22 protein-coding genes are annotated in these 21,245 nt (G+C 35.7%); 16 read left to right on the top strand and 6 right to left on the bottom strand.

Features of this window, described 5'->3' with window-relative positions; all coding sequences use genetic code 11:
- The first annotated feature begins 1 nt into the window (after position 1).
- Entirely contained in the window at positions 2–1,108 is a 1,107-nt protein-coding gene (gene menC, locus AB9L17_RS23000; RefSeq protein ID WP_223553974.1) for an o-succinylbenzoate synthase, read from the top strand.
- A 124-nt stretch (positions 1,109–1,232) separates the two neighbouring features.
- Here menC and AB9L17_RS22995 read toward each other — a convergent pair whose 3' ends face one another.
- Positions 1,233–1,373: a hypothetical protein gene (locus tag AB9L17_RS22995; RefSeq protein WP_223553973.1), complete on the bottom strand. Its 141-nt coding sequence runs from the start codon at positions 1,371–1,373 to the stop codon at positions 1,233–1,235.
- A gap of 26 nt (positions 1,374–1,399) precedes the next feature.
- Here AB9L17_RS22995 and AB9L17_RS22990 point away from each other — a divergent pair, with 26 nt between their 5' ends.
- The 7 genes from AB9L17_RS22990 (at position 1,400) to AB9L17_RS22960 (ending at position 6,979) form a co-directional block, all read left to right on the top strand.
- Positions 1,400–1,564, top strand: a complete 165-nt coding sequence (locus AB9L17_RS22990) for a hypothetical protein (RefSeq protein ID WP_223553971.1) — start codon at positions 1,400–1,402, stop codon at positions 1,562–1,564.
- 39 nt (positions 1,565–1,603) lie between these two features.
- The gene (locus AB9L17_RS22985) at positions 1,604–2,656 is read left to right on the top strand and encodes a hypothetical protein (RefSeq protein ID WP_375199827.1); all 1,053 of its coding nucleotides are present in this window, start codon (positions 1,604–1,606) and stop codon (positions 2,654–2,656) included.
- Positions 2,657–2,932: 276 nt separating this feature from the next.
- Positions 2,933–3,883, top strand: a complete 951-nt coding sequence (locus AB9L17_RS22980) for an ABC transporter permease (protein WP_068984916.1) — start codon at positions 2,933–2,935, stop codon at positions 3,881–3,883.
- A complete protein-coding gene (locus AB9L17_RS22975; RefSeq protein WP_068984915.1) occupies positions 3,876–4,829 on the top strand; it encodes an iron chelate uptake ABC transporter family permease subunit in 954 nt (317 codons plus the stop codon). The genes AB9L17_RS22980 and AB9L17_RS22975 overlap by 8 nt, the downstream gene beginning before the upstream one ends.
- The gene (locus tag AB9L17_RS22970; RefSeq protein WP_068984914.1) at positions 4,826–5,587 is read left to right on the top strand and encodes an ABC transporter ATP-binding protein; all 762 of its coding nucleotides are present in this window, start codon (positions 4,826–4,828) and stop codon (positions 5,585–5,587) included. Before AB9L17_RS22975 ends, AB9L17_RS22970 begins: the two co-directional genes overlap by 4 nt.
- Before the next feature lie 65 nt (positions 5,588–5,652).
- A complete protein-coding gene (locus AB9L17_RS22965) occupies positions 5,653–6,663 on the top strand; it encodes a siderophore ABC transporter substrate-binding protein (RefSeq protein ID WP_375199826.1) in 1,011 nt (336 codons plus the stop codon).
- Between the two features lies 1 nt (position 6,664).
- On the top strand, positions 6,665–6,979 hold the full coding sequence (locus tag AB9L17_RS22960) for an antibiotic biosynthesis monooxygenase family protein (protein WP_068984912.1): 315 nt from the start codon (positions 6,665–6,667) through the stop codon (positions 6,977–6,979).
- Positions 6,980–7,267: 288 nt separating this feature from the next.
- Here AB9L17_RS22960 and AB9L17_RS22955 read toward each other — a convergent pair whose 3' ends face one another.
- On the bottom strand, positions 7,268–7,918 hold the full coding sequence (locus tag AB9L17_RS22955; RefSeq protein WP_223553969.1) for a hypothetical protein: 651 nt from the start codon (positions 7,916–7,918) through the stop codon (positions 7,268–7,270).
- A gap of 559 nt (positions 7,919–8,477) precedes the next feature.
- Here AB9L17_RS22955 and AB9L17_RS22950 point away from each other — a divergent pair.
- The 6 genes from AB9L17_RS22950 (at position 8,478) to AB9L17_RS22925 (ending at position 14,667) form a co-directional block, all read left to right on the top strand.
- The gene (locus AB9L17_RS22950) at positions 8,478–9,380 is read left to right on the top strand and encodes a polyprenyl synthetase family protein (protein WP_068984910.1); all 903 of its coding nucleotides are present in this window, start codon (positions 8,478–8,480) and stop codon (positions 9,378–9,380) included.
- 12 nt (positions 9,381–9,392) lie between these two features.
- Entirely contained in the window at positions 9,393–9,551 is a 159-nt protein-coding gene (gene comX, locus AB9L17_RS22945) for a competence pheromone ComX (RefSeq protein WP_068984909.1), read from the top strand.
- 35 nt (positions 9,552–9,586) lie between these two features.
- Positions 9,587–11,845, top strand: a complete 2,259-nt coding sequence (locus tag AB9L17_RS22940) for a sensor histidine kinase (RefSeq protein WP_223554059.1) — start codon at positions 9,587–9,589, stop codon at positions 11,843–11,845.
- Positions 11,829–12,443 carry a response regulator gene (locus AB9L17_RS22935; RefSeq protein ID WP_223554057.1) on the top strand — a complete coding sequence of 205 codons (615 nt, stop codon included), beginning with the start codon at positions 11,829–11,831 and terminating at the stop codon, positions 12,441–12,443. The genes AB9L17_RS22940 and AB9L17_RS22935 overlap by 17 nt, the downstream gene beginning before the upstream one ends.
- 452 nt (positions 12,444–12,895) lie before the next feature.
- A complete protein-coding gene (locus AB9L17_RS22930) occupies positions 12,896–13,795 on the top strand; it encodes a hypothetical protein (protein ID WP_223553968.1) in 900 nt (299 codons plus the stop codon).
- Positions 13,796–14,055: 260 nt separating this feature from the next.
- Entirely contained in the window at positions 14,056–14,667 is a 612-nt protein-coding gene (locus AB9L17_RS22925) for a phosphatase PAP2 family protein (RefSeq protein ID WP_223553966.1), read from the top strand.
- Positions 14,668–14,716: 49 nt separating this feature from the next.
- Here AB9L17_RS22925 and AB9L17_RS22920 read toward each other — a convergent pair whose 3' ends face one another.
- Genes AB9L17_RS22920 through thrC form a run of 3 tightly spaced genes read right to left on the bottom strand, consistent with a single transcriptional unit; the run spans position 14,717 to position 17,391 of the window.
- Positions 14,717–15,400 carry a 2-hydroxy-3-keto-5-methylthiopentenyl-1-phosphate phosphatase gene (locus AB9L17_RS22920; protein WP_068984905.1) on the bottom strand — a complete coding sequence of 228 codons (684 nt, stop codon included), beginning with the start codon at positions 15,398–15,400 and terminating at the stop codon, positions 14,717–14,719.
- 33 nt (positions 15,401–15,433) lie between these two features.
- Complete coding sequence (gene thrB / locus AB9L17_RS22915; RefSeq protein ID WP_068984904.1) at positions 15,434–16,342, bottom strand: homoserine kinase; 909 nt, start codon at positions 16,340–16,342, stop codon at positions 15,434–15,436.
- The gene (thrC, locus tag AB9L17_RS22910) at positions 16,339–17,391 is read right to left on the bottom strand and encodes a threonine synthase (RefSeq protein ID WP_068984903.1); all 1,053 of its coding nucleotides are present in this window, start codon (positions 17,389–17,391) and stop codon (positions 16,339–16,341) included. The genes thrB and thrC overlap by 4 nt, the downstream gene beginning before the upstream one ends.
- Before the next feature lie 206 nt (positions 17,392–17,597).
- On the opposite strand from thrC, the gene AB9L17_RS22905 reads away from it, so the two are divergent.
- Together AB9L17_RS22905 and AB9L17_RS22900 are read left to right on the top strand one after the other, a co-directional pair.
- The gene (locus AB9L17_RS22905) at positions 17,598–18,827 is read left to right on the top strand and encodes an MFS transporter (protein ID WP_375199825.1); all 1,230 of its coding nucleotides are present in this window, start codon (positions 17,598–17,600) and stop codon (positions 18,825–18,827) included.
- Positions 18,828–19,219: 392 nt separating this feature from the next.
- Positions 19,220–20,086, top strand: coding sequence for a MurR/RpiR family transcriptional regulator (locus AB9L17_RS22900; RefSeq protein WP_068984901.1), 867 nt, complete (start codon positions 19,220–19,222; stop codon positions 20,084–20,086).
- Between the two features lie 114 nt (positions 20,087–20,200).
- Here the strand turns inward: AB9L17_RS22900 and AB9L17_RS22895 are convergent, their stop codons facing one another.
- Positions 20,201–20,998: a GNAT family N-acetyltransferase gene (locus AB9L17_RS22895; RefSeq protein ID WP_068984900.1), complete on the bottom strand. Its 798-nt coding sequence runs from the start codon at positions 20,996–20,998 to the stop codon at positions 20,201–20,203.
- Positions 20,999–21,245: the final 247 nt, after the last annotated feature.

Genomic DNA, 21,245 nt, shown 5'->3' with positions numbered 1-21,245 from the left:
TGTGAAACTAGATCAGATTACAGTGCGACATATAAAAATGCCTATGAAAGCACCATTTTCAACGAGTTTTGGCACAATTGATGAAAAAGAATTCTTACTTATAGAAGCGAAAGATCAATCGGGGAATGTAGGATGGGGAGAAGCTGTTGCCTTTGTAACGCCTTGGTATACAGAAGAGACATTAAAAACAACATGGCATATGCTTGAAGACTTTTTGATACCCATCTTGTTACATAAAGAGATTGGGCATCCAGATGAAGTCAGTACATTGTTTTCCACTATTCGTCGTAATTGCATGGCGAAGGCCTCTATTGAAGGGGCTATATGGGATATTTATGCTCAGCAAACAAAACAATCACTTGCTCAAGCGTTAGGTGGAGATAAGGAGCGAATAGAGGTAGGCGTGAGCGTAGGTATTCAATCTTCTACAGAGGCATTAATTGATTTATTAAAAAGTCATGTAAATAAAGGCTATAAACGAGTAAAAGTAAAAATTAAGCCTGGCCACGATGTAGAAGTTATTCGTGCTATTCGAGCTGAGATGCCAGATTTACCATTAATGGTAGATGCTAATTCGGCTTATACATTGGATGATATGAATGTATTGCAGCAACTTGATGCATTTAATTTATTAATGATTGAACAGCCATTAGCGGTAGATGATATTGTCGATCATGCTAAGCTGCAGAGAAAGTTAAAAACGCCTATTTGCTTAGATGAAAGCATCACCTCCTATGAGGATGCTCGAAAAGCGATAGAGCTTGGTAGTTGTGGTGTGATCAATATCAAAATAGGGCGTGTTGGCGGTTTAACAGAAGCTAGGAGAATTCATGATTTATGCGAAGCGAATAATATTCCTGTTTGGTGTGGCGGTATGTTAGAGGCGGGAATCGGACGAGCGCATAATATTGCATTAACATCACTCACGAATTTTATATTGCCCGGAGATACTGCCGGCTCTAGCCATTATTGGTATGAGGATATCATTACACCTGAAGTAATTGTAGAAGATGGTTATATTCATGTGCCACAAACGGCCGGAATTGGATACACACCTAATATGAAGGTGATTGATAAGCTAACAATCAGTAAGAAGGTCTATCAATAATAGGTTCATCACCAAATGTTGTAAATGACTTTTGGAAAAATGTCTACTATGTAAATTAGTTGATTGGAGTGGAGGCTGGGTGACTCCTTGGGGATAAGCGATAGAGGAACGAAGTATAAAACCATCACGTCCTGTGATAAAGCCTTCGTGACCAACATCGGTGCTGTTGCTGTCGCTGCGCTTTCGCACAAACAAAACCCTCTGCTGCCGCTTCGTTAGCACTACGCTTTCGCGCAAAAAACATCTGTTGGCCCAAGCGGCTCATTGGACGCCCCCAAGAAGCTTTGCTCTGTGCGACAGCGGCAAATGTTTATCTGCGCGAAAGCGAAGCGACAGCGGCAAATGTTTATCTGCGCGAAAGCGAAGCGACAGCGGCAAATGGTTTATCTGCGCGAAAGTGCAACGACAGCAACAACAAAGCGCCCAGTCGGAACGGAAATCAACCACACGTTTTGATGATGATCCCAATAATAGGATAAACGGGGAGAGAACTGATTGAAAAAAAGTTTGCAAATCGGTGGTGCCTATGTAGGAATTATCGTCGGTGCGGGGTTTGCATCAGGACAGGAAATCGTACTATATTTTACGAGCTATGGCTTTTATGGAATTTATGGTGCACTTATTGCTACGATTGGATTTGCTTTAGTAGGGATGTGCATTGCACAAATTAGCTCAAGGCTACGTACGAAATCACATAAGGATTTGATTTATCAAATTTCAGGCAATACTGTAGGTTTTGTGATGGATTGTTTACTGTCGCTCTTCTTATTTGGTGTAGCAGTAATCATGTTTGCAGGAGCGGGTGCTACTTTTCATCAAATGTTTGGACTGCCAGTTTGGCTGGGGAGTATTTGCATGATTGTACTTACAATAGCGACAGTTATGATGAATATGAAAAGCATTATAAACATTATTGCTATTGCCACACCTTATCTGTTAACAATTGTATCGATCATTGCGGTCTATTCATTAGCTACGATGGATTTAACTTTTGTAGAACAAGCTGTTATTGCACGGCAAGCACAGCCAAGCTCTAAAAGTTGGTGGGTTATGGCCTTACTGTATATGTCTTTTAATATCGGTGTATGTTTTTCGCTATTAACTGTTATGTGTGGATCTATCCGCAATGAGAAAGTGGCAGGGATGGGAGGCGTTATTGGCGGGATTTTGCTAGGAGCTTTAATTTTGCTTATTAACCTTTCCCTTCTTGCGAAAATGAATGTAATCGTTGGTATAGATATACCGATGCTAGTCTTAGCAAATGAGATTCATCCTCTAGTCGGTCTACTAATGTCAATTTCTCTATTAGGGATGATTTATAATACAGCAGTGGGGATGTTCTATTCTTTCATGGTAAGATTTTTAAAACCAAGCAGGCCTAGTTTTAAAATAGCTGCTGTCTTTATTGGTGGTTTGGGTTTTTTAGCAAGCCTTGCTGGTTTTACGACGCTTGTAGCAAAGTTATATGCTGTAATGGGGTATGTCGGTTTTGTTTTAGTAGTTTTTATTGTTGTTGCATGGCTCAGAGGAGTTCGACAAATGGCTTAATTGATGAGGTAATTGAGAAGGAATTAGTATGTTATTCTCAATTACCTTTTTATATGTATGGGAAATGTAGAGCTATTCAACCTCGGAAATAATAGAAACTACAAAAATTACGTTATTATAGCGTGGTTTTTATGGTTTCTTGAATAAAACGATAACAATTCTCAATTGAAGGTTGACTGAGAATAGAAACATGCTTATAATGAGAATCGTAAGTAATGATAATCGTTTTCATCAAAAAGTCAATTACGAGCAAAAATGAATCTACCGGGGATTACAATGAAAATAAGATATCTTTTAACAGCAACTGTAGTGTTGTCAATTGTGTCACTATTTATCGGTGTAGTAGATATTAAACCTAGCGACCTTTTAGACTTCGAATCAGAAGAAACTAGACTATTCTTAATTAGTCGTATACCGAGACTTGTAGCAATTTTGTTAGCAGGTGCAGGTATGAGTATTGCTGGTTTAATTATGCAAAGCTTAAGTAGGAATAAGTTCGTGTCACCAACAACAGCAGGTACTTTAGATGCTACTAAGTTGGGTATACTAATTTCGATGATGTTTTTCTCAAATGTCACATATTTTCAAAAAATTACCTTCGCTTTCATATTTGCTTTAGCCGGCACATTATTGTTTATGCAAATATTAAATCGAATAAAGTTTAAAGATGCGATTTTTATACCGCTTATTGGCTTAATGTTTGGGAATATCCTTTCGTCGATTACAACGTTCTTTGCGTATAAGGCGGATATTATCCAAAACATTTCTGCATGGTTACAAGGAGATTTCTCATTAATGATGAAAGGTCGTTATGAGCTTTTATACATAAGTGTACCCGTGCTGATTATAGCTTACATGTATGCGAATCGCTTCACAGTGGCTGGAATGGGGGAGGATTTTGCAAAAAACCTTGGTCTCTCCTATAAATTCGTTATGAATTTAGGTTTAGTGTTAGTAGCACTTATTTCAACGACAGTGGTACTTACTGTTGGCGTGATTCCATTCCTTGGTTTAATCATTCCCAATATAATTTCCTTGTTCAAAGGGGATAATCTCGCTAAGACATTGCCTCATACAGCGTTACTCGGGATGTCGTTCTTATTAATATGTGACATTATAGGGCGTGTACTGATTTTCCCTTATGAAATTCCAATTAGTATGACGGTAGGCGTCATCGGAAGTGCGATCTTCCTATTTATGTTGTTTAGGGGGAAAGCATATGCGTAACCGTACAAAAATGTTGATCTTACTAGGGTTGGCTGTAGCTTCTATTTTACTATATGTATTTTATGAACTTAATGGTAACTATCATTATGCGTTTCCACGTCGCCTTATTAAAGTGTTTGCGATGTCGTTAACGGGAATTGCGATTGCTTATTCAACAGTGGTTTTCCAAACGATTACACATAACCGTATTTTAACGCCAAGTGTAATGGGACTTGATGCATTATATATGTTGGTTCAGACGTTCATCTATTACTTCTTTGGCTCGATGTCGATATTCGTCATTAACGCCAAATACAATTTCTTACTAGCTGTTTTAGCCATGGTTGTCTTTGCGTTAATTTTTTATCGTGTATTGTTCAAGGAAGGAAAACGCCCGATTTATTTCTTGCTGCTTGTCGGTATGATTGTCGGAACATTTTTAGGAAGCGTGTCAACGTTCTTCCAAGTATTAATAGACCCGAATGAGTTTTTAAGCTTACAAAGTAAAATGTTTGCAAGCTTCAATAATGTGAATTCGGATTTAGTGTGGCTTGCAGCTGTTGTCATAATCATTACCTTTATTTATGGTTGGCGTCACATGAACCAATTAGACGTAATGTCTCTTGGTCGTGATACAGCAATTAACCTAGGGGTACCGTATGATAAGCTTGTACAGCGTATGCTCATAGTATCTTCGGTGCTAATCGCCGTTTCTACAGCTCTTGTTGGACCTATTACATTCTTTGGCTTAATCGTGGCAAATTTATCGTATCAATTTTTTAAGACGTACAAGCACTCTGTGTTAATCGCAGGTTCTTGTGTGATGAGTGTTATTGCTTTAGTCGGTGGACAGTGGATGGTCGAACGTATTTTTAATTTCGATACAACACTTAGCGTTATTATAAACTTTGTAGGTGGTGTGTACTTCATCTACTTATTATTGAAGGAAAGTAGGTCAGCAGGATGATCCAAGTAAAAGCAATCTCCAAGTATTTTGGAAAAAAACCGGTCATTCAAGATGTCAGTGTCGACGTTGCACCAGGGAAAATTACGTCTTTTATTGGACCGAATGGTGCAGGTAAATCAACATTGCTTTCAATGGTAAGCCGTTTACTTAATGCAGATACTGGAGAAGTATTACTCGATAAATCCGAGGTACGTCATTGGAAGTCGGACGATTTTGCGAAGCGTGTATCGATTTTAAAGCAGTCAAATTATATGAATGTACGCCTAACAATTCGTGAACTTGTTTCATTTGGCCGTTTTCCTTATTCAAAGGGGAATTTAAAGCCAGAGGATGAGCAAAAGGTAGACGAGGCAATTCAATATATGAATTTAGATGATATGCAGCACAATTATTTGGATGAATTATCAGGTGGTCAACGTCAACGTGCATTTATCGCAATGGTTATTGCACAGGACACAGACTATATTTTGCTTGATGAGCCGCTCAATAATTTGGACATGAAGCACTCTGTGCAAATCATGAAAATTTTGCGTAAGCTGGTTGATGAGCTAGGGAAAACAGTTATCATCGTATTACACGATATTAACTTTGCTTCCGTATACTCTGACCATATTGTCGCATTAAAAAATGGACGTGTTGTCAAAGACGGTCCAACAAACGACATCATTAACTCTGATGCGCTTAAGGAAATCTATGATATGGATATCCCCGTTCAAGAACAGAATGGTTGTCGTATTTGCGTGTATTTTAACTCATAGAAGTAATAACGGATGGTTATATCCATCTGAATAATAAATAATAATGTTAAGGGAGCAATTTTACAATGAAAAATTGGAAGTTTCTTACTGTGTTAATGGCGATGATGCTATTAGTATTAGCTGCTTGCGGCTCAAAGGACGATGCAAAAAAAGAGGATGCAGATTCTAAAACTGATAGTAAGCCTGCTGAAGAGAAAAAGGAAGGAGCTTCAGCTTACCCAATTACTATTCCAGGTAGCACTAATGGTGAGAGTACATTTGAAGAAGTAACGCTTAAAGAACAACCAAAGAATGTTGTAGTATTTGACTATGGTTTCCTTGATACTTTAGATGCTTTAGGCGTCGAAGTTGTGGGTGTTCCTCAAAAAACAGTTCCTAGCTATTTAAGCAAATATTCAGATACAACTTATGTAAATGTGGGATCTTTAAAAGAGCCTGATTTTGAAGCATTATCTTCAATGAATCCAGATATTATTTTCATTTCTGGTCGTCAAGCTCCTGCTTACGAAGAATTATCTAAAATTGCGCCTACTGTATATGTTGGTGTAGATAATGCTAATTTCATGGAATCATTCAAAGCTAATACTGAATTAGCTGGTAAAATCTTTGGTAAAGAAAAAGAAGCTGCTGATGCATTTGCTGAATACGAAGCAAAAGTAGAAGAAGTTAAAGCTAAAACAGCTTCATCTGATGAAAAAGCTCTAATCGTTTTAGGATCTGAAGGTTCATTATCTGCATATGGTCCTGGTTCACGTTTTGGTGTAATTCATGATGTATATGGTGTAAAAGCTGCTGATGAAAACATTAAAGCTGAAACACATGGTGACAATGTAAGCTTCGAGTATGTCCGTGAGACAAATCCAGATGTTTTATTTGTTGTTGACCGTGACTCTGCTGTAAACCCTGAAGGTGAGTCTGGTACGAAAGCTGCGATTGAAAACGAAATCGTTGGGGCTACTAACGCTGCGAAAAACAATAAAATCTTCTATTTAGATTCACAAGTTTGGTATTTATCTGGAGGTGGTTTAACTTCTGAAACTCAAAAAATTGATGACGTTTTAAAGGCGTTTGAATAATATGTTTGTACAAATTAAACGTATTGTCGTTACAGAAGGGCATTCGGATAAAATTATTGAGCGCTTTGGTGCAAAAGAAGATGGTCCAACATTACTTGAACAACAACCAGGTTTTATTGATAAGCAAGTACTCTTAAAAAAAGTACGCCGTGGTGATGAGGAAGTGCTAATTGTGATTCGTTGGGAATCAGAAGAGGCATGGAAAAATTGGGAGAAGAACCCTGAGCATGTTGCTGGTCATAAAGCAAGTGCAGGTAAACCGAAACCCGATTATATGATCGAAAGCGGTCAAGAAGTTTATTATGTAAAAGGTTAATAATTAGAGGTGTCTCAAAATTCATTTGAGGCACTTTTTTGGTTCTGCGTAGAGGCATAGCAGGCCGTCTCTCCTTTGTAGTATGTAAGTAGAAACAAAAGTGACGGATAGAAAGTCAGATAGGATGGGGAGGCGCATTTGCAACTGTGCCATCCCCATTATTTATAGCAGTGGGCGCACGAAAATAAATTAATTATGCCTCGATATAAATGTGTCTAGGTTAAATAATTAGGATGGATAACAATGGTTAACCACCATAACTGTTTTAATGACGCTTAAAACCTAAACCTAGTGTTTAATGGACGCTTTATTCCATGAATTAAATGCCGCAGTAATGTTAAAAGAAATTCCGCTGTCATTAATGGAAACCCCTATAAAATGGGTAGTCGATCGTTTAGGTGTCCAATTTACTTCCATCACAGTAATAGATTTCCCTGAAGAGGAACTATCCATTTCTAATTCTAAATTATTGAGATATTCAGGTAAGCCGACCGATTCGCCTATTTTTACAGCATTTATACTAGAGGAAGTGCTAGAGCGATAGCCTCTTGCATTGATGATACTACAGCTTGGAGACGTATAGATTATAGGCGAATGTATGTTCAATCCTGACGTAAATGGACCTATTAAAGGCAACATAGACAGACTTGCTTCAGATACTCTTAAAATTCCATAGGGCTCAATAAAATTGTCGAGCTTTTGCAAAAAAGTATCCTCAAATCCAGGAATATCGCAAATAAGATTTGAAAATGTAGACAGGTTATTATACTCTGCTAACGTTTCTTGGTACGCTTGTTGCTCGGCATGAATAATTATTTGCTCAATATATTGCTGTTCATTCGAAAGCTTTTTAATGTTGATTTCTTCATCAGAGACACGAATTGTACAGGAAAAAGTTGCCGTAAGTATTAGAATGTTTTCATTTACTTCATTTTTCATTTCAATCACTCCCAGTATTGGCGATTTTCCTTGCTAGTAGTTTTAAATTGTTCCAATATTTTAGTTTTGAATTAATCAGAGATAGTGTAACGTGCAATACAATAAATTTGTCTTAGCTTAATGTAAGCGTATCATCAGTGAGGACGCCATTTCAATGTTAGGTTTACGCCAAAAAATGGCGGTCAATCATACAACACCGCCACTTTTTTCACTATTCCTTAACAAAAGAATGGCGTGGTTTCCAGATATACCGCCACTTTTTGGCGGTATATAGAGTCATCGCCATAACGTGGGGTTGATTTTCGTTTTTTACTGAGTGCTTTACACCTTCGTTCCTCTAGTAGCTCGCTTCAGAGTTCATCTGTACCGCTGATTCCTAAAGAGTTGACCGGCTAAACGCCAACTAACTTAATGTGCATGCTATACGTTTTAACATATATCATTACTACTTTTGATGATGAGTACATATGTAAAATATTTACTTTATATTTTTTGTATAGTATTAATTCCCATTAATCTGTATACTATTTGATAATATATTTAGGGGAGGAGAGGAATATTGAAGGGACTGAACGAACGGATTAATGAATCATTGGACATTCTTATTAAAAACGAGGCATTGATAGGTTATGAACTACGATCAATGCTTAAAAGCTTTAAGGAAGAAAAAAAAGAAGTTGGTTATTCGTTTGGTGAAATTTGTTATTGGCATTATGAAGCATTTACAGATTGTTTGAACGAGGACATTTATAAAATTGCTGCAGCGATTGAACTTTTAATTTTGTCCTTTGATATTATCGATGACATACAGGATCAGGATTCGAACTATAGCTGGAGTAAAACACCTGAATTATCATTAAATGTTGCTATATCTATGCTAGTTATGGCTTCTAGAATTATAAGTGGAACTTCTTTCGAACATAAAGGTTCTGCTATTCAGATACTAGAAGAATATGCATTACGGAGTATAAATGGTCAGCAGCTAGATTTACTTAATATTTGTAGGGATGAGCAATCATATTTACAAATGATTGACCAAAAGTCTGGTTCTTTAACAGCAATGGGTTGTTTAATTGGTGAAGTGCTTGCAAAAGGAGAAATATCTTCCGAGGTTGAGGAGTATGGGAAATACATAGGTATTATCCAACAAATCAAAAATGATGTTCAAAGTTTAAAAGCTTGGGGACCTAAAAATGATCTGCTAAATAAAAGATACTCATTGCCTATTATTTATCTTTTATCACAGAAAAATGATGTTTCTAAAGCTGTAATAAATTATTACAACGGTGATATAGAGGCAATTTTGGATAATAATGCTACAGAGAACGAGTTGACACATGGTGGTGCAATACGATATGCCATTACTATAAAAAATGTTTACAAGTTTAAAGCATTAAATCATCTTGAAAATGTGGCTATAAACGAATTAGGTAAAGACTTCCTAAAAAAACTAATGAAATGAGGAGAGAGTTGTTTGATGAATGTAATTCAATATCTAGAACAAAATCCAGACCTAGTTGCTCCATTAAAAACACAAAAAGCCTCATTGATTGGAATTTCGTCTGTAGAACAAAAAGCAACTTTAGATGCGTTTAGTAGTGAAATAGAATTGGATAGTAAATTTTGGGAGTAAAAACGTTGAGTAGTAAGTTATTTTGGCCCGCTATAATGCTCTATTTAGTGATTGGTCTTTATCTGAATTATGTGAGTTATAGCGTGCCGTTATTAGAAATTAAGGTAGAAAAAGAGAATGGCAAGTGGGGAGTAACGCAGCCCTATTATAAAGACTGGACGGGATGGAGAAATATCTCATCAGATGATGTTATTTTAAGAGTAGATGATGTGCCAATGGATCATCTAAATCAGCTAAAATATAAATCTAAAATAATGGCGGCTAATAAAATAACAATAATGAAGCCAAATGGAGATATACAAGACATACATATCAAACATTTAGATATTCCTCACCAATTCTACTATATATTCTTAATTCCAGCTTGTTATTATGTTTTAACTCTATTCATTACGTTCTATCTACATTTTAATCAAAAAAATACAAAGCTTACTAACTTACTTATTCTTTTTATGCTAACTGTTGCATTAGCTTATGTAAGTGGTGGAGTATCTAGTAGAGTAAACGGAATTGGGATTATAGTAAATCGTAGCAGTATGATATTATGTTTAGTCTTATTATTACATTTTTTAAGAGATTATCATTTATTTATAAAAATAAATTGGCTGTTTACAAATAACATTAAATTCTTTTATATATTCCCAGTAATCGCTTTTTTACTGGCCAGTATTAGTGTTTTCTATCCAACTTCTTATTATTTTTTTAATGATGTAGTATTAACCCTTTTCTTTATTCTTCTTCTTCTTATACTTAGTATCTTATTACTAAGCTATTTCAAATATAAATCACCTAAGTTGAAAATATTGTTAAGTAGTATACTGATACCATTTCTGCCATTTCTTTTTTTGTATTCACTCCCTGAAATTTTTTTTGATAAGCATATTCTTTCAGGTGAAACTAGCTCTTTATTTTTATTGCTTATTCCTTTTAGCTTTATCTTTACACAGTTAGCAGAACGATTATTTGATATTGAATACCATATTACAAGACTTCGTTATTATATAATCTTTTCATTGATATTTACGTTATGGTTTACAGTAGGTTTGTATTGGATTGCAGGAAAATATTTAACTATACCCGTATTAACATGTGTTTCATGCTTTACTTTTACATCGTTAATTTTTCTTTTTTACATAAAAGAGAAGGTCGATTATCGAAAACGGAAAATTTTATTTTCGACAAAAGGGGATTATATACATCAACTATATACTGCTGTAGATAGAATTGGTAAAACGATTAAAATAAATGAGCTTCTAGAGAAGTTTGCACATGAGGTTTCATTACATCTTGAGCTAGAGCAGGTATTTGTATTAACCTATGACTATGACACTAATCAATTTACTTCAACGATTGAGGGAAGGCTTTCAATTAATCCAGCGTTAATAGAGGATATAAAATTAGGGGAAATACGGAAAATTGAGAACATCTACTTAGCCTTTCTCCATCAAGATGCTCATTTTAAAAGAGCCTTAGTATTGGAACATAATAACTCGATTCATATAAAAGATGAAGAGCTTCTATGGCTTGAATTGCTTTTATTATATGTAAATAATTTTATTGAAAATACAAAGATGGTGGAAGAACTGTTAGAGGAACTAAAGCATATGAGACAGGCAGATGATAGTCAATTACCTTGGTTAAACAAGCTGCTATGGTTAAGATTTGAAGAGGAGAAATATCAATTAGCTCAAGAATTACATGACACTAATTTACAAGAACAGCTACATATTGCTCGGGAAGTTGATGTTCTGGTAAATGCAAAGGATCCTGCCGATATTCAACAAAAACTTGTGAAGATTCATAAGCAGATGGTTGTGTCTTTACATGAATTAAGAGCTTATTGTGAAAACTTGAAGCCTCCATTATTAGATACATTAGGGCTAAATGCAGCATTAGAAAAGCTAATTCGTAAAGTAATAGAAAGAGCAAGCTTTGAGTTGTTTTATAAGATAGATCGTCTTTATTTAGAGGATGAGCGTATGAATTTAATGATCTATCGATTATTTCAAGAATTACTCAACAATGCTATGAAACATTCCTATGCAACAACAGTTGCCATTCATCTTCAAGAAACTGGCGATGGTTTTAAAATTATTTATAAGGATGATGGTGTAGGCTGTAATGTTGATGATATTATTGTGGCAGAATCGATGGGAATTCGGGGTATGCAAGAGCGTGTAAAGGCCTTTAACGGGTATTTTTACATTGATTCACAAGTGAATGAAGGAATGTCTATTAGAATTACAGTAAAAGAAGGAAGTGACACACTTGATTACGATGCTTATAGTGGATGATCACCCTATTGTGTTAGAGGGAACGAAAAAATTATTTCAAGAAAATGAAGATATTATAGTTGATACAGAAAGTGATGCAACTCATGTCATACAGAGAATTAAAAACAAGCCGTATGATATCTACTTAATTGATATAAATATGCCATTTGAAAATGGTATTAACTTAGCCCGCAACATAAAAGCTATCCAGTCAAATGCTTCAATTATCCTTTATACAGGTGATGATATTACAGATTATTATCCACTTATTTTGGAACGAAAAATAGAAGGTATTTTAGCTAAAACAGCCTCCAAAGAACAAATATTACGAACTGTACGAGCTATTGCAAATGGTGAAATTGTTTTACCGCAAAATTTCTTGGATTTTCTCGATAATCGATTTAAACTGCAGGATGCGAAGCTCGATATCCACTTAAATGAAAAAGAAAAGAAAATTTTAAGATTGATTGCAAAAGGACATACGAACAAAGCAATTGCATTAGAGTTAAATATTCCTCAGCGAACAACAGAGAGATATTTAACACAGTTGTTTTCTTTGTTGAATGTAGATTCTCGTACCGATGCTGTAAATCTTGCAGAAAGAATGAATTTACTATAGTTTAGCTATATGTTAAAGTTATTGATGTTGGTATTTTTTGGTTCTTGTTCAAAAGTTGCAGATGACATTTGTTAAGGTTTGGGTGAATTTAAAATACTATCTATTAAATTGGTTAATTTTTCTTTAATTATAATGTTAAATACCTATATTGTTTTGAAACACCGCCATTTTTTGGCGGTGTTTTTTGATGCCCGCCAAATCACGCCAAAAATTGGGGCAACACCGCCAAAAAAATGGCGTAAACCCACCGTTGAAATATCGGTGTTAGTACTGGTACGCTTAAGATAATCGTGGTAAGTAGATTTGTTATAGTGAGTAATAATATATATAAGATTTCGTTTAAAATAAGCAGCCTGGCTATCTATGAATAAAGTAGAGATTGTAGATTTTTTAAGATACTAGCTAGTCAACATACTTCACCATAAAACTTTATATAAAGGTAGGCGTGTATTTTGAAAGTAGAACTTGAAAATTTATTTTCTATAGATGAATCTAGTCAAGAGCAAGTCATTAAAGTGTATAATCGCTATGGGATTTGTATTGATGCCCCTGAAATAAGAAAAAAGAATTTAAAGGCATCATTTAATCCTATTTTTACATTAAATGAAAATTTAACATATGAACATGTAGCAGCATTATATAAATCATTGGAACGCGAATTAGGGATTGTTTCAATTGGAGAACGTTTTTACTTTGATTTTTCGGAGAGTGAATATGAGCAAGCACCATTGTTTACATTAAACTCAACAGGTAACTCACCTGATATGTTTATAGAAGATAGAGGGACTTTATTTTCTATAAGCACCTATTGCCAACATTGTGGACTTTTAGAAAAAGAGCAACTTTCACCATTGGTGATAGATACAACACAAATGAGAGATCGCCATCTAGTACATGTGAGTGGATATTGGGTAGCTTCACAAGAATTAGTGAACTTAATGAAGCGAGAGAATATTAGAGGCTATGATCTTTTAGAGGTAATTCATCAAGGACCGGAAGAAGGGAAGCAACAAGCTTTTCAAATTATACCGACACAAGTATTACCTGAATGTAGCACTGAAAGAGTTAAGTTGTATTTTGCGACAGAGCAACCTCCGTGTCGTTGCGGATTAAGTGGGGTTATCAACGGACCTGATAGTTATAAGTATGAAAATTTAACAAACTTAACAGGTGATATATTCTTCTCGGCAGAATGGAGCCATGATGGAAGATATTTGTATAGAAAAACTTTGTTTAGTAGAAAATTTAGAGAATTGGTTATTCAAAACAATATATCTCGTGAGGTAAAAGGCGAGAAGGATACAAACTTTGGACCAATGGATTGGCTATTTGATCCTGTATTATTAAAATAATTCAAACTGAATTTGATATTGAGGGATGAGGAAGTGTTTATTTTGTTTAGAAAGATAATATCTATTGTTGCAATCTTATTTATCGTTGCGTTGGTACTTTCAAATTATTTTAATAAACCTGACAAAAAAACATTTGTCATTACCCTAGAAAGAGGGAGCTCGTTGAGTTAAATAGTAAATTTACCTCTAACTTACTTAAATATGTTATGATGTGAAAAATAAAACAACATGGCATGACTAGTTTTGAGGTGAAGTATGAAGTGAAGAAATGGGCATATCCTTTGGCGATATTAACGCTAATTACCTTTTTTGTGTTACGTGCTAATTATGAAAGTAAGTGGATCATTAATTTTGATAATAAAATGGCAGATCTATTTTTCGGTAATCGTTTTATAGAGTTTTTTCATTATATAGGAGAACCGGCATTTGTAGTAACTGTAGCGATATTATTAGTTGTGTATTTAGCATGGAAGAAAAAAAATTACCGAGCTATATTATTTGTTTTATTAACAATTGCAGCTGGAAACGTTCTTAACCAATTATTGAAAAAATGGGTACAACGACCAAGACCTGAAATTGAAGAACAATTAACATCCTTTAGCTTTCCATCAGGGCATTCTATGACAGGTATCTTGTATTTATTTACAATTGCTTATATATTTTCGGAGAATAATAGTAAGGGACGTAAGACGTTGCTTTGGCTTGGGGCAATTATATTAACAGTGCTTATTGGCTTGTCTCGGGTTGCTGGAGCTCGTCATTTTGCTTCAGATGTATTGGCTGGATGGAGTATGGGTTATACTTGGTTCATAATCTGTGTCATTTGGTATGAACGTCGCAAAAGACACTTTAAAGTAAATAATAAATCATGAACTTACAAAGGGAGCCGTCTTAAATGGAGACAGGCTCCCTTTGTTATGGTTATTTTGAAATAGCCTTGTTTACCTTAATAAGCTCTTTTACAGCGTCTAAGCAATCATAGAATGTCTCAAAGTGCTTGTGAGGAATATGAAGGTCTTCACAGCGTTTAATAAGATAATCCCTAGCAAGTACTAAATCTGCCTGTTTTGCAGCCTCAAAATCAGAAAGGGAATCTCCAATCACGATTTTAAAATGATCGCTCTGTGCCACTTTTCGCATGACGCTTGGTTTGCAACAGCCACAGCCCTGTGTCTCAAATTTCTCACATTCTTCATCGCAGCTATTGGGAAAGACTAGCTTAATTTGTTGATCTGAAAAATCGGCGCTATTGCAATATATACCAGAAAAGGGGCCATATTTTTTTAGTAGTGGCTCAATGAAAAAATCGACACCACCACTAACAATGTAAAACGGAATATGTTCTTCTCGTGCAAAACGAACGAAATCACCAAAGCCCTCACGTATAATGGCTGTATCCAGTAAATATTGAATAACAGTATCCTTTTGTTTAGTTGATAATAGCTCGAACATTGCTGATACGCCATCTTTAAAGGATATTGTTTGTTTCATCATTGCTTTAGCAATTTTCTCAGATTCCTCGGGTACGAATTGAGTCATAAGTGAGACGATATTATCAGTTTCTGTTATCGTGCCATCAAAATCACAGAATATAATTGGTTTCAAGCTACTTCCTCCTTCAAAAAGAAACGCCTACTTTTATAGTAGACGTCCAAAATTTACCTGTACACCATATTCATCGGCTTTTGTTAAGATAATTTGATGCTCTTGGAATTGATTTTCCATGGCATTTACGAAATTCTGTGCAATAGCAGTAGGGATGATGGAAATCAGCGTTGGTCCTGCGCCGCTTAAGGCTGTTCCAAATGCACCGTTAGCCTTTGCGGCTGCACGAATTTCTTTATATTGTGGAATTAGTTTGGCACGGAAAGGCTCATGAAATAAATCTGTTTCCATATAGTGTCCTGCACGCTCAAAATCACGAGCCATTAATGACGCAGCCAACATATTAGCATTTGCAGAAGCATGCACCGAATATGCTCGATCAAATTGTTCTGGTAAAACAGAACGAGATTCACTTGTTTTTAGTTCGACATCAGGTACATATACAACAAAGGAAGCATCAATATCATTTACATGGAGTGTATCCACAACACCGTTCTCATCCATTGATGAAATTGTTAATCCTCCTAATACGGAAGCTGTTGCGTTGTCTGGGTGTCCTTCGATTTGTGAGGATAAATTGAGTTTATCCTGTACAGTTAAGCCTAGCGCACAGACTTGATTAGTAAGTTCAATTCCAGCAACGATTACTGCAGCACTGCTCCCTAAACCACGGGCTAAAGGAAGTTCACTTGCCATTTCAACACGGCAGGCAGGTAGCTGCTTACCGTATTGATCAGCAATTTTTTTGGCAATCACGTATAGTAAGTGTTCTTCAAGCTCAAACTCTTTAGGACCATTATCGTCAAGGTGGATAATTTCCCATCTATCTTGTAAAGACACAGTTAGTTTTAAGTAAAGAGACAAGCCGAGTCCTATTGAATCAAAGCCAGGTCCTAGATTGGCTGTGCTCCCAGGAACTGAGATTTGCCACATGTTACTCATAGTACGCCCTCGATATATTTTCGAATTTCTTCTTCATCGTTTTTAAGTGAGACAACATCTACAGTTGAGACGTTCATTGCAGTATCAGGGTCTTTCAAGCCATTACCAGTGAATATTGTAACAACTTTAGAGCCCTTTGCAATTTTGCCATTTTCAACTGATTTAATAACACCAGCTAATGAAGCCGCCGAACCAGGCTCAACGAAAATTCCTTCAGTGCCAGCAATTAATTTATAAGCAGCTAAAATTTCTTCGTCTGTAACCGAATCAATAATTCCACCTGATTCATCACGGGCAGCCTCGGCAAATTTCCAACTTGCAGGATTACCGATACGAATCGCAGTTGCCACTGTTTCCGGATTTGCAATTGGTTCACCTTTTACAATCGCAGCTGCACCTTCAGCTTCAAAGCCAAACATCTTTGGTAGACCAGAGCCTTTTGCAGCGTCATATTCTTTAAAGCCTTTCCAGTATGCCGTTATATTACCTGCGTTACCGACAGGGATGCATAGATAATCTGGAGCCGCTCCTAAAGCATCTACAATTTCAAATGATGCTGTTTTTTGACCTTCTATACGGTATGGATTTACAGAGTTTACAAGTGCCACAGGAGTTGTTTCACTCACTTGGCGAACAATATTCAATGCATCATCAAAGTTACCATCGATTTCAATAATTTTTGCACCATACATTGTCGCCTGAGCTAGCTTACCTAGGGCTACTTTTCCTTTAGGGATAACAACTATAGACTGAATTCCAGCACGTGTTGCATAAGCTGCTGCTGCTGCAGATGTGTTACCAGTAGAGGCACAAATAACGCACTTACTACCGTCCTCGATAGCTTTTGCAACGGCAAATACCATACCACGATCTTTAAATGAGCCTGTTGGATTTGCACCTTCGATTTTTCCATAGAGTTCAATGCCAAGCTTTTTAGATAAATTTACTAAATGTATAAGAGGTGTATTACCTTCGTTTAAAGTTAGGGCAGGTGTGTTTTCTGTTACGGGTAAAAATTGTTTATATTCTTCAATAAGGCCTTTCCACATAACGTTTACGATCTCCTTTTGTTCTTATAGAAAGAACAGTTGTTTTTGTATAAAAGACATTTTAACGCAAATTGCCCTATGTTTTCAATAGCATTTCATAAATTGTCGAAACAATTCGGTAATTTGAATTTTACTTGTCACTTTCTTGAAACAACTGTATAGTAAATGTAACAATGTAAAGTCAAGTGTAAAGACAGGTGGTTAAAATGACAACAAATAGAGTAACAGCGAGTAAGTCTCAACAATCTATTTCTCGCAATAAACTTTTGGGAGTAGCAGGTGTAGGCTGGCTTTTCGATGCAATGGATGTAGGAATATTATCATTCGTTATTGCAGCATTAGCAGCTGAATGGGGATTAACACCAAGTCAATCGGGCTGGATAGGTAGCATTAACTCGATTGGGATGGCTGTAGGAGCGTTGGTTTTCGGCGTGTTTGCTGATAAAGTGGGACGTAAGCAAATTTTTATGTGGACGCTTGTATTATTCTCTATTGCAAGTGGCTTGTCTGCATTTACAACTACATTAGCAGCTTTTATGGCACTACGTTTTTTGGTAGGCATGGGGCTAGGAGGAGAATTACCAGTCGCATCAACGCTAGTTTCTGAGAGTGTAGAAGCAAAAGAGCGTGGGCGAGTGGTTGTTTTACTGGAAAGCTTTTGGGCAGTCGGTTGGTTAATCGCTGCACTAATCTCGTACTTCGTTATTCCTACATGGGGATGGCGAGTTGCTTTATTGTTAACAGCAATTCCGGCATTATATGCAATTTATCTTCGTTGGCACTTACCAGATTCACCACAATTTACAGTGAAGGCGGAGTCAAAAAAAAGAAGCGTTGGACAAAATATTCGAGATGTTTGGTCTAAAAAATATGCACGCTCGACACTTATGTTATGGGTGTTATGGTTTACGGTTGTATTTTCGTATTACGGTATGTTTTTATGGCTACCAAGTGTAATGGTTGGTAAGGGCTTTGATATGATTACGAGCTTTAAATATGTTCTTATTATGACGTTTGCGCAGCTACCTGGTTATTTTACAGCAGCATGGTTTATAGAAAAATTTGGACGGAAGTTTGTACTTGTTTCCTATTTAATGGGTACAGCTGTAAGTGCTTTCATTTTTGGTAATGCTGAAACAATAGCAGTACTATTAGGGTCAGGGATGTTTTTATCGTTCTTTAACTTAGGGGCATGGGGTGCACTTTATGCTTACACACCAGAGCAGTATCCTGCCATTATTCGAGGTACAGGTGCAGGAATGGCAGCAGCTGTAGGGCGCATTGGTGGTATTTTTGGACCTCTGTTAGTAGGTTCTTTATTAACGGCTGGCTATGATATTGGCTTTATCTTTGCGATTTTCTGTGGATCTATCATTATCGGAGTTGTCGGTGTACTGTTTTTAGGGAAAGAGACGAAGCAAATCGAATTAGAATAATAAAATGGAAAATGTCTTGGATTAACTATCGTCCAAGACATTTTTATATGCTTATGATGCCGATACAATAAAGCGTAATTAATTTTCTTTATTAAATACATAAAAATAAGATATTATAAATTTTTATACAAATTATTTTATGTATCTGTTAGAATTACAAATCCATACAAAATTATAGCTGTTAGATTATGTTGATAAAGATACTATGAATAACATTGATGCAATGTCATTTTTCGCGAACTATTATATTAGCAAGTTAAAGCATTGAAGATTTTTCTGAAAAGTCATTGTATTCAAATTGTAATCGTGATACTGTATTTTTAATCATAATTTAGCGTCAGTAGGAAACAATCTCCATTCTTGAAATTTCATTGAAAGAAAGGTTGTTAGAAATGAGTATTAATGAAGAAATAAAAAGAAGATTTGTTAGGTTGTCGAAGGGACAGCGTAAAGTTGCACAATTTGTTATGAATAACCCTTCAGCTGTAATTGGGAACGGAGCAGCTGAAGTTGGTAGACAGGCGAATGTTAGTGAATCGACAGTTATTCGTTTTTGTTATGCGATGGATTTATCGGGCTATGTAGAGCTTCAAGATGAAATTAGAAGCTACTTAATGACTCAAAATGATGAGCTGAGTCTTCAACCTACATATTCTTCAAGCAAGGGGAATACTTCAAGTTTTGGTAAGGTAATGCAACGTGATATTCAAAATATTCAAGATACAATTCATTTGATAAACGATCATATGCTTCAAAAAAGCTCGAAATGGATGCATGAGGCAGATAATGTTTACATTTTAGGTACTCGTCAAGCTGCGTCCATAGCAAATTGGTTATCGTCCACACTGACAACTTTACGTCCAAATGTGAAACAGCTTCGCTCAGAATCTGATGATATTGTACAGCAAATTAACAGTATGGGGGAGCGAACAACGTTAATAGTTTTTTCGTGGGACAAGCATTCTAATGATATTCAAACGATTGTAGAAATTGCAAAGAAGAAAAAGGCAAGAATTATTGCCATTACCTGTTCGGCGTTGTCGTCTTTTCGGGAATATGCAAGTGCGTTATTTACACTTGGTATGAAAAAGCAATCTGCATTGGACGTTATTCCAGTTTTGTTTTCGTTTTTACATGCGTTAATTGAGGAAATGGTTAGTCAGGATAAGGCGCAATATGAGAAATATCAGCAATCGTATGAGCAAGTAGAAAATAATTTATTATTCTTAGATGCGGCAAGAGAAAAGCAAGTTTTCTAAGTATATATTAACGCGTAGAAAATGTACGATACGTATCTATGCGTTTTTTTTTATTACAGGGCTATACATAAAAAAGATGTCCAAATAATTTTTAGACATCTTTGAAAAAGAAGCTTATAAAATTTTACTTAAGCTATATTCGTTAATAAAGGCATCATTTAGTTTAATAGCATTTAATCGAATACCTTCTTGCTGAAACCCTAGTTTTTTAAACAAATTTAAAGCACGATCATTATGCTCCATAACAGTTAATTCTAAGCGCGAAATATGTCGCTGTTTAGACCAGCTTTCAACTGCCTTCATAAGAGCTGAACCGATTCCTTGTTGTTGATACTCTTCTTTAACAGCTAAGTGGACTGCTGCAACATGCTTAACTTTAGAATGTTTATATCCATGGATGACGGCATAGCCAGCAAAAATACCATTTAATATACAGAGTAAAATCGTACGGTTTTTCAGCTGTTTCCAATAGACTAAATCCTTACGAAGCTGTTGAACGGTAAGATCTAATTCATTTTGCATGTTATACATGAAGTCAGTTTGTTGGAAAATTTCTTCTTGCAAATGAATAAATGATCTAGCGTCTGATGCTTCCAATGCGCGAATTATGTATGCAGATTGGTGATCTTCATTTTTAATATTGCTTGTAGTCTTCATTTGTGTACGCGAGAAAGTTACGCTAGTGCCGAGCTTTACATCAATTACATAGTAGCCTGCATTTGTCCATGACAAATAGTGAGAAAGAGGGGGTTTTGTTTTCTTCCACCAGCTTCTATTTAAGTATGCTGCATTTGGTAAAGCTTGTCCCATAATATTTTCTAGTTCGTTAAAAGATAAAGTAATTTCTTGTTGTAATGCTACTTCAAAATAATTTGCTAAAGGAATATACTTTTTTTCCATCTTCTTTGTCATCGTAATCCCCATTTCCTGTATACCCTAAAATATAGATACCTGATGATAGCATAAAATTATGGTTTCTTAAATATAAAAACGCAACTATATATCTATTTATAGTAAAAATTTTTAATGAACTATATATTGTTATTATTAAATGTTAAAAATGGGATGGAAAAAGTAGATAAATATAATAAATTTAATGATGATTAAGAAATAGTCATCGAGGATGACTATTTGTTAAAACGTATAAATACATGAAGAT

Origin of the sequence: Lysinibacillus sp. RS11 (assembly GCF_042019215.1) — a bacterium.
Taxonomy (GTDB): domain Bacteria; phylum Bacillota; class Bacilli; order Bacillales_A; family Planococcaceae; genus Lysinibacillus; species Lysinibacillus xylanilyticus_A.
The sequence above is the reverse complement of the archived record's forward strand: the minus strand, read 5'-3'. Positions and strand labels throughout refer to the sequence as shown.

Coding starts and splice junctions, on each gene's coding strand:
- AB9L17_RS22995 (WP_223553973.1), bottom strand. CDS start 1,373: ATGAGCCGCTTGGGCCAACAGATGTTTTTTGCGCGAAAGCGTAGTGCT.
- AB9L17_RS22940 (WP_223554059.1), top strand. CDS start 9,587: ATGCTCTATTTAGTGATTGGTCTTTATCTGAATTATGTGAGTTATAGC.
- AB9L17_RS22900 (WP_068984901.1), top strand. CDS start 19,220: ATGAGTATTAATGAAGAAATAAAAAGAAGATTTGTTAGGTTGTCGAAG.
- AB9L17_RS22975 (WP_068984915.1), top strand. CDS start 3,876: ATGCGTAACCGTACAAAAATGTTGATCTTACTAGGGTTGGCTGTAGCT.
- AB9L17_RS22960 (WP_068984912.1), top strand. CDS start 6,665: ATGTTTGTACAAATTAAACGTATTGTCGTTACAGAAGGGCATTCGGAT.
- AB9L17_RS22970 (WP_068984914.1), top strand. CDS start 4,826: ATGATCCAAGTAAAAGCAATCTCCAAGTATTTTGGAAAAAAACCGGTC.
- AB9L17_RS22965 (WP_375199826.1), top strand. CDS start 5,653: ATGAAAAATTGGAAGTTTCTTACTGTGTTAATGGCGATGATGCTATTA.
- AB9L17_RS22895 (WP_068984900.1), bottom strand. CDS start 20,998: ATGACAAAGAAGATGGAAAAAAAGTATATTCCTTTAGCAAATTATTTT.
- AB9L17_RS22955 (WP_223553969.1), bottom strand. CDS start 7,918: ATGAAAAATGAAGTAAATGAAAACATTCTAATACTTACGGCAACTTTT.
- AB9L17_RS22905 (WP_375199825.1), top strand. CDS start 17,598: ATGACAACAAATAGAGTAACAGCGAGTAAGTCTCAACAATCTATTTCT.
- AB9L17_RS22935 (WP_223554057.1), top strand. CDS start 11,829: ATGCTTATAGTGGATGATCACCCTATTGTGTTAGAGGGAACGAAAAAA.
- thrC (WP_068984903.1), bottom strand. CDS start 17,391: ATGTGGAAAGGCCTTATTGAAGAATATAAACAATTTTTACCCGTAACA.
- AB9L17_RS22980 (WP_068984916.1), top strand. CDS start 2,933: ATGAAAATAAGATATCTTTTAACAGCAACTGTAGTGTTGTCAATTGTG.
- thrB (WP_068984904.1), bottom strand. CDS start 16,342: ATGAGTAACATGTGGCAAATCTCAGTTCCTGGGAGCACAGCCAATCTA.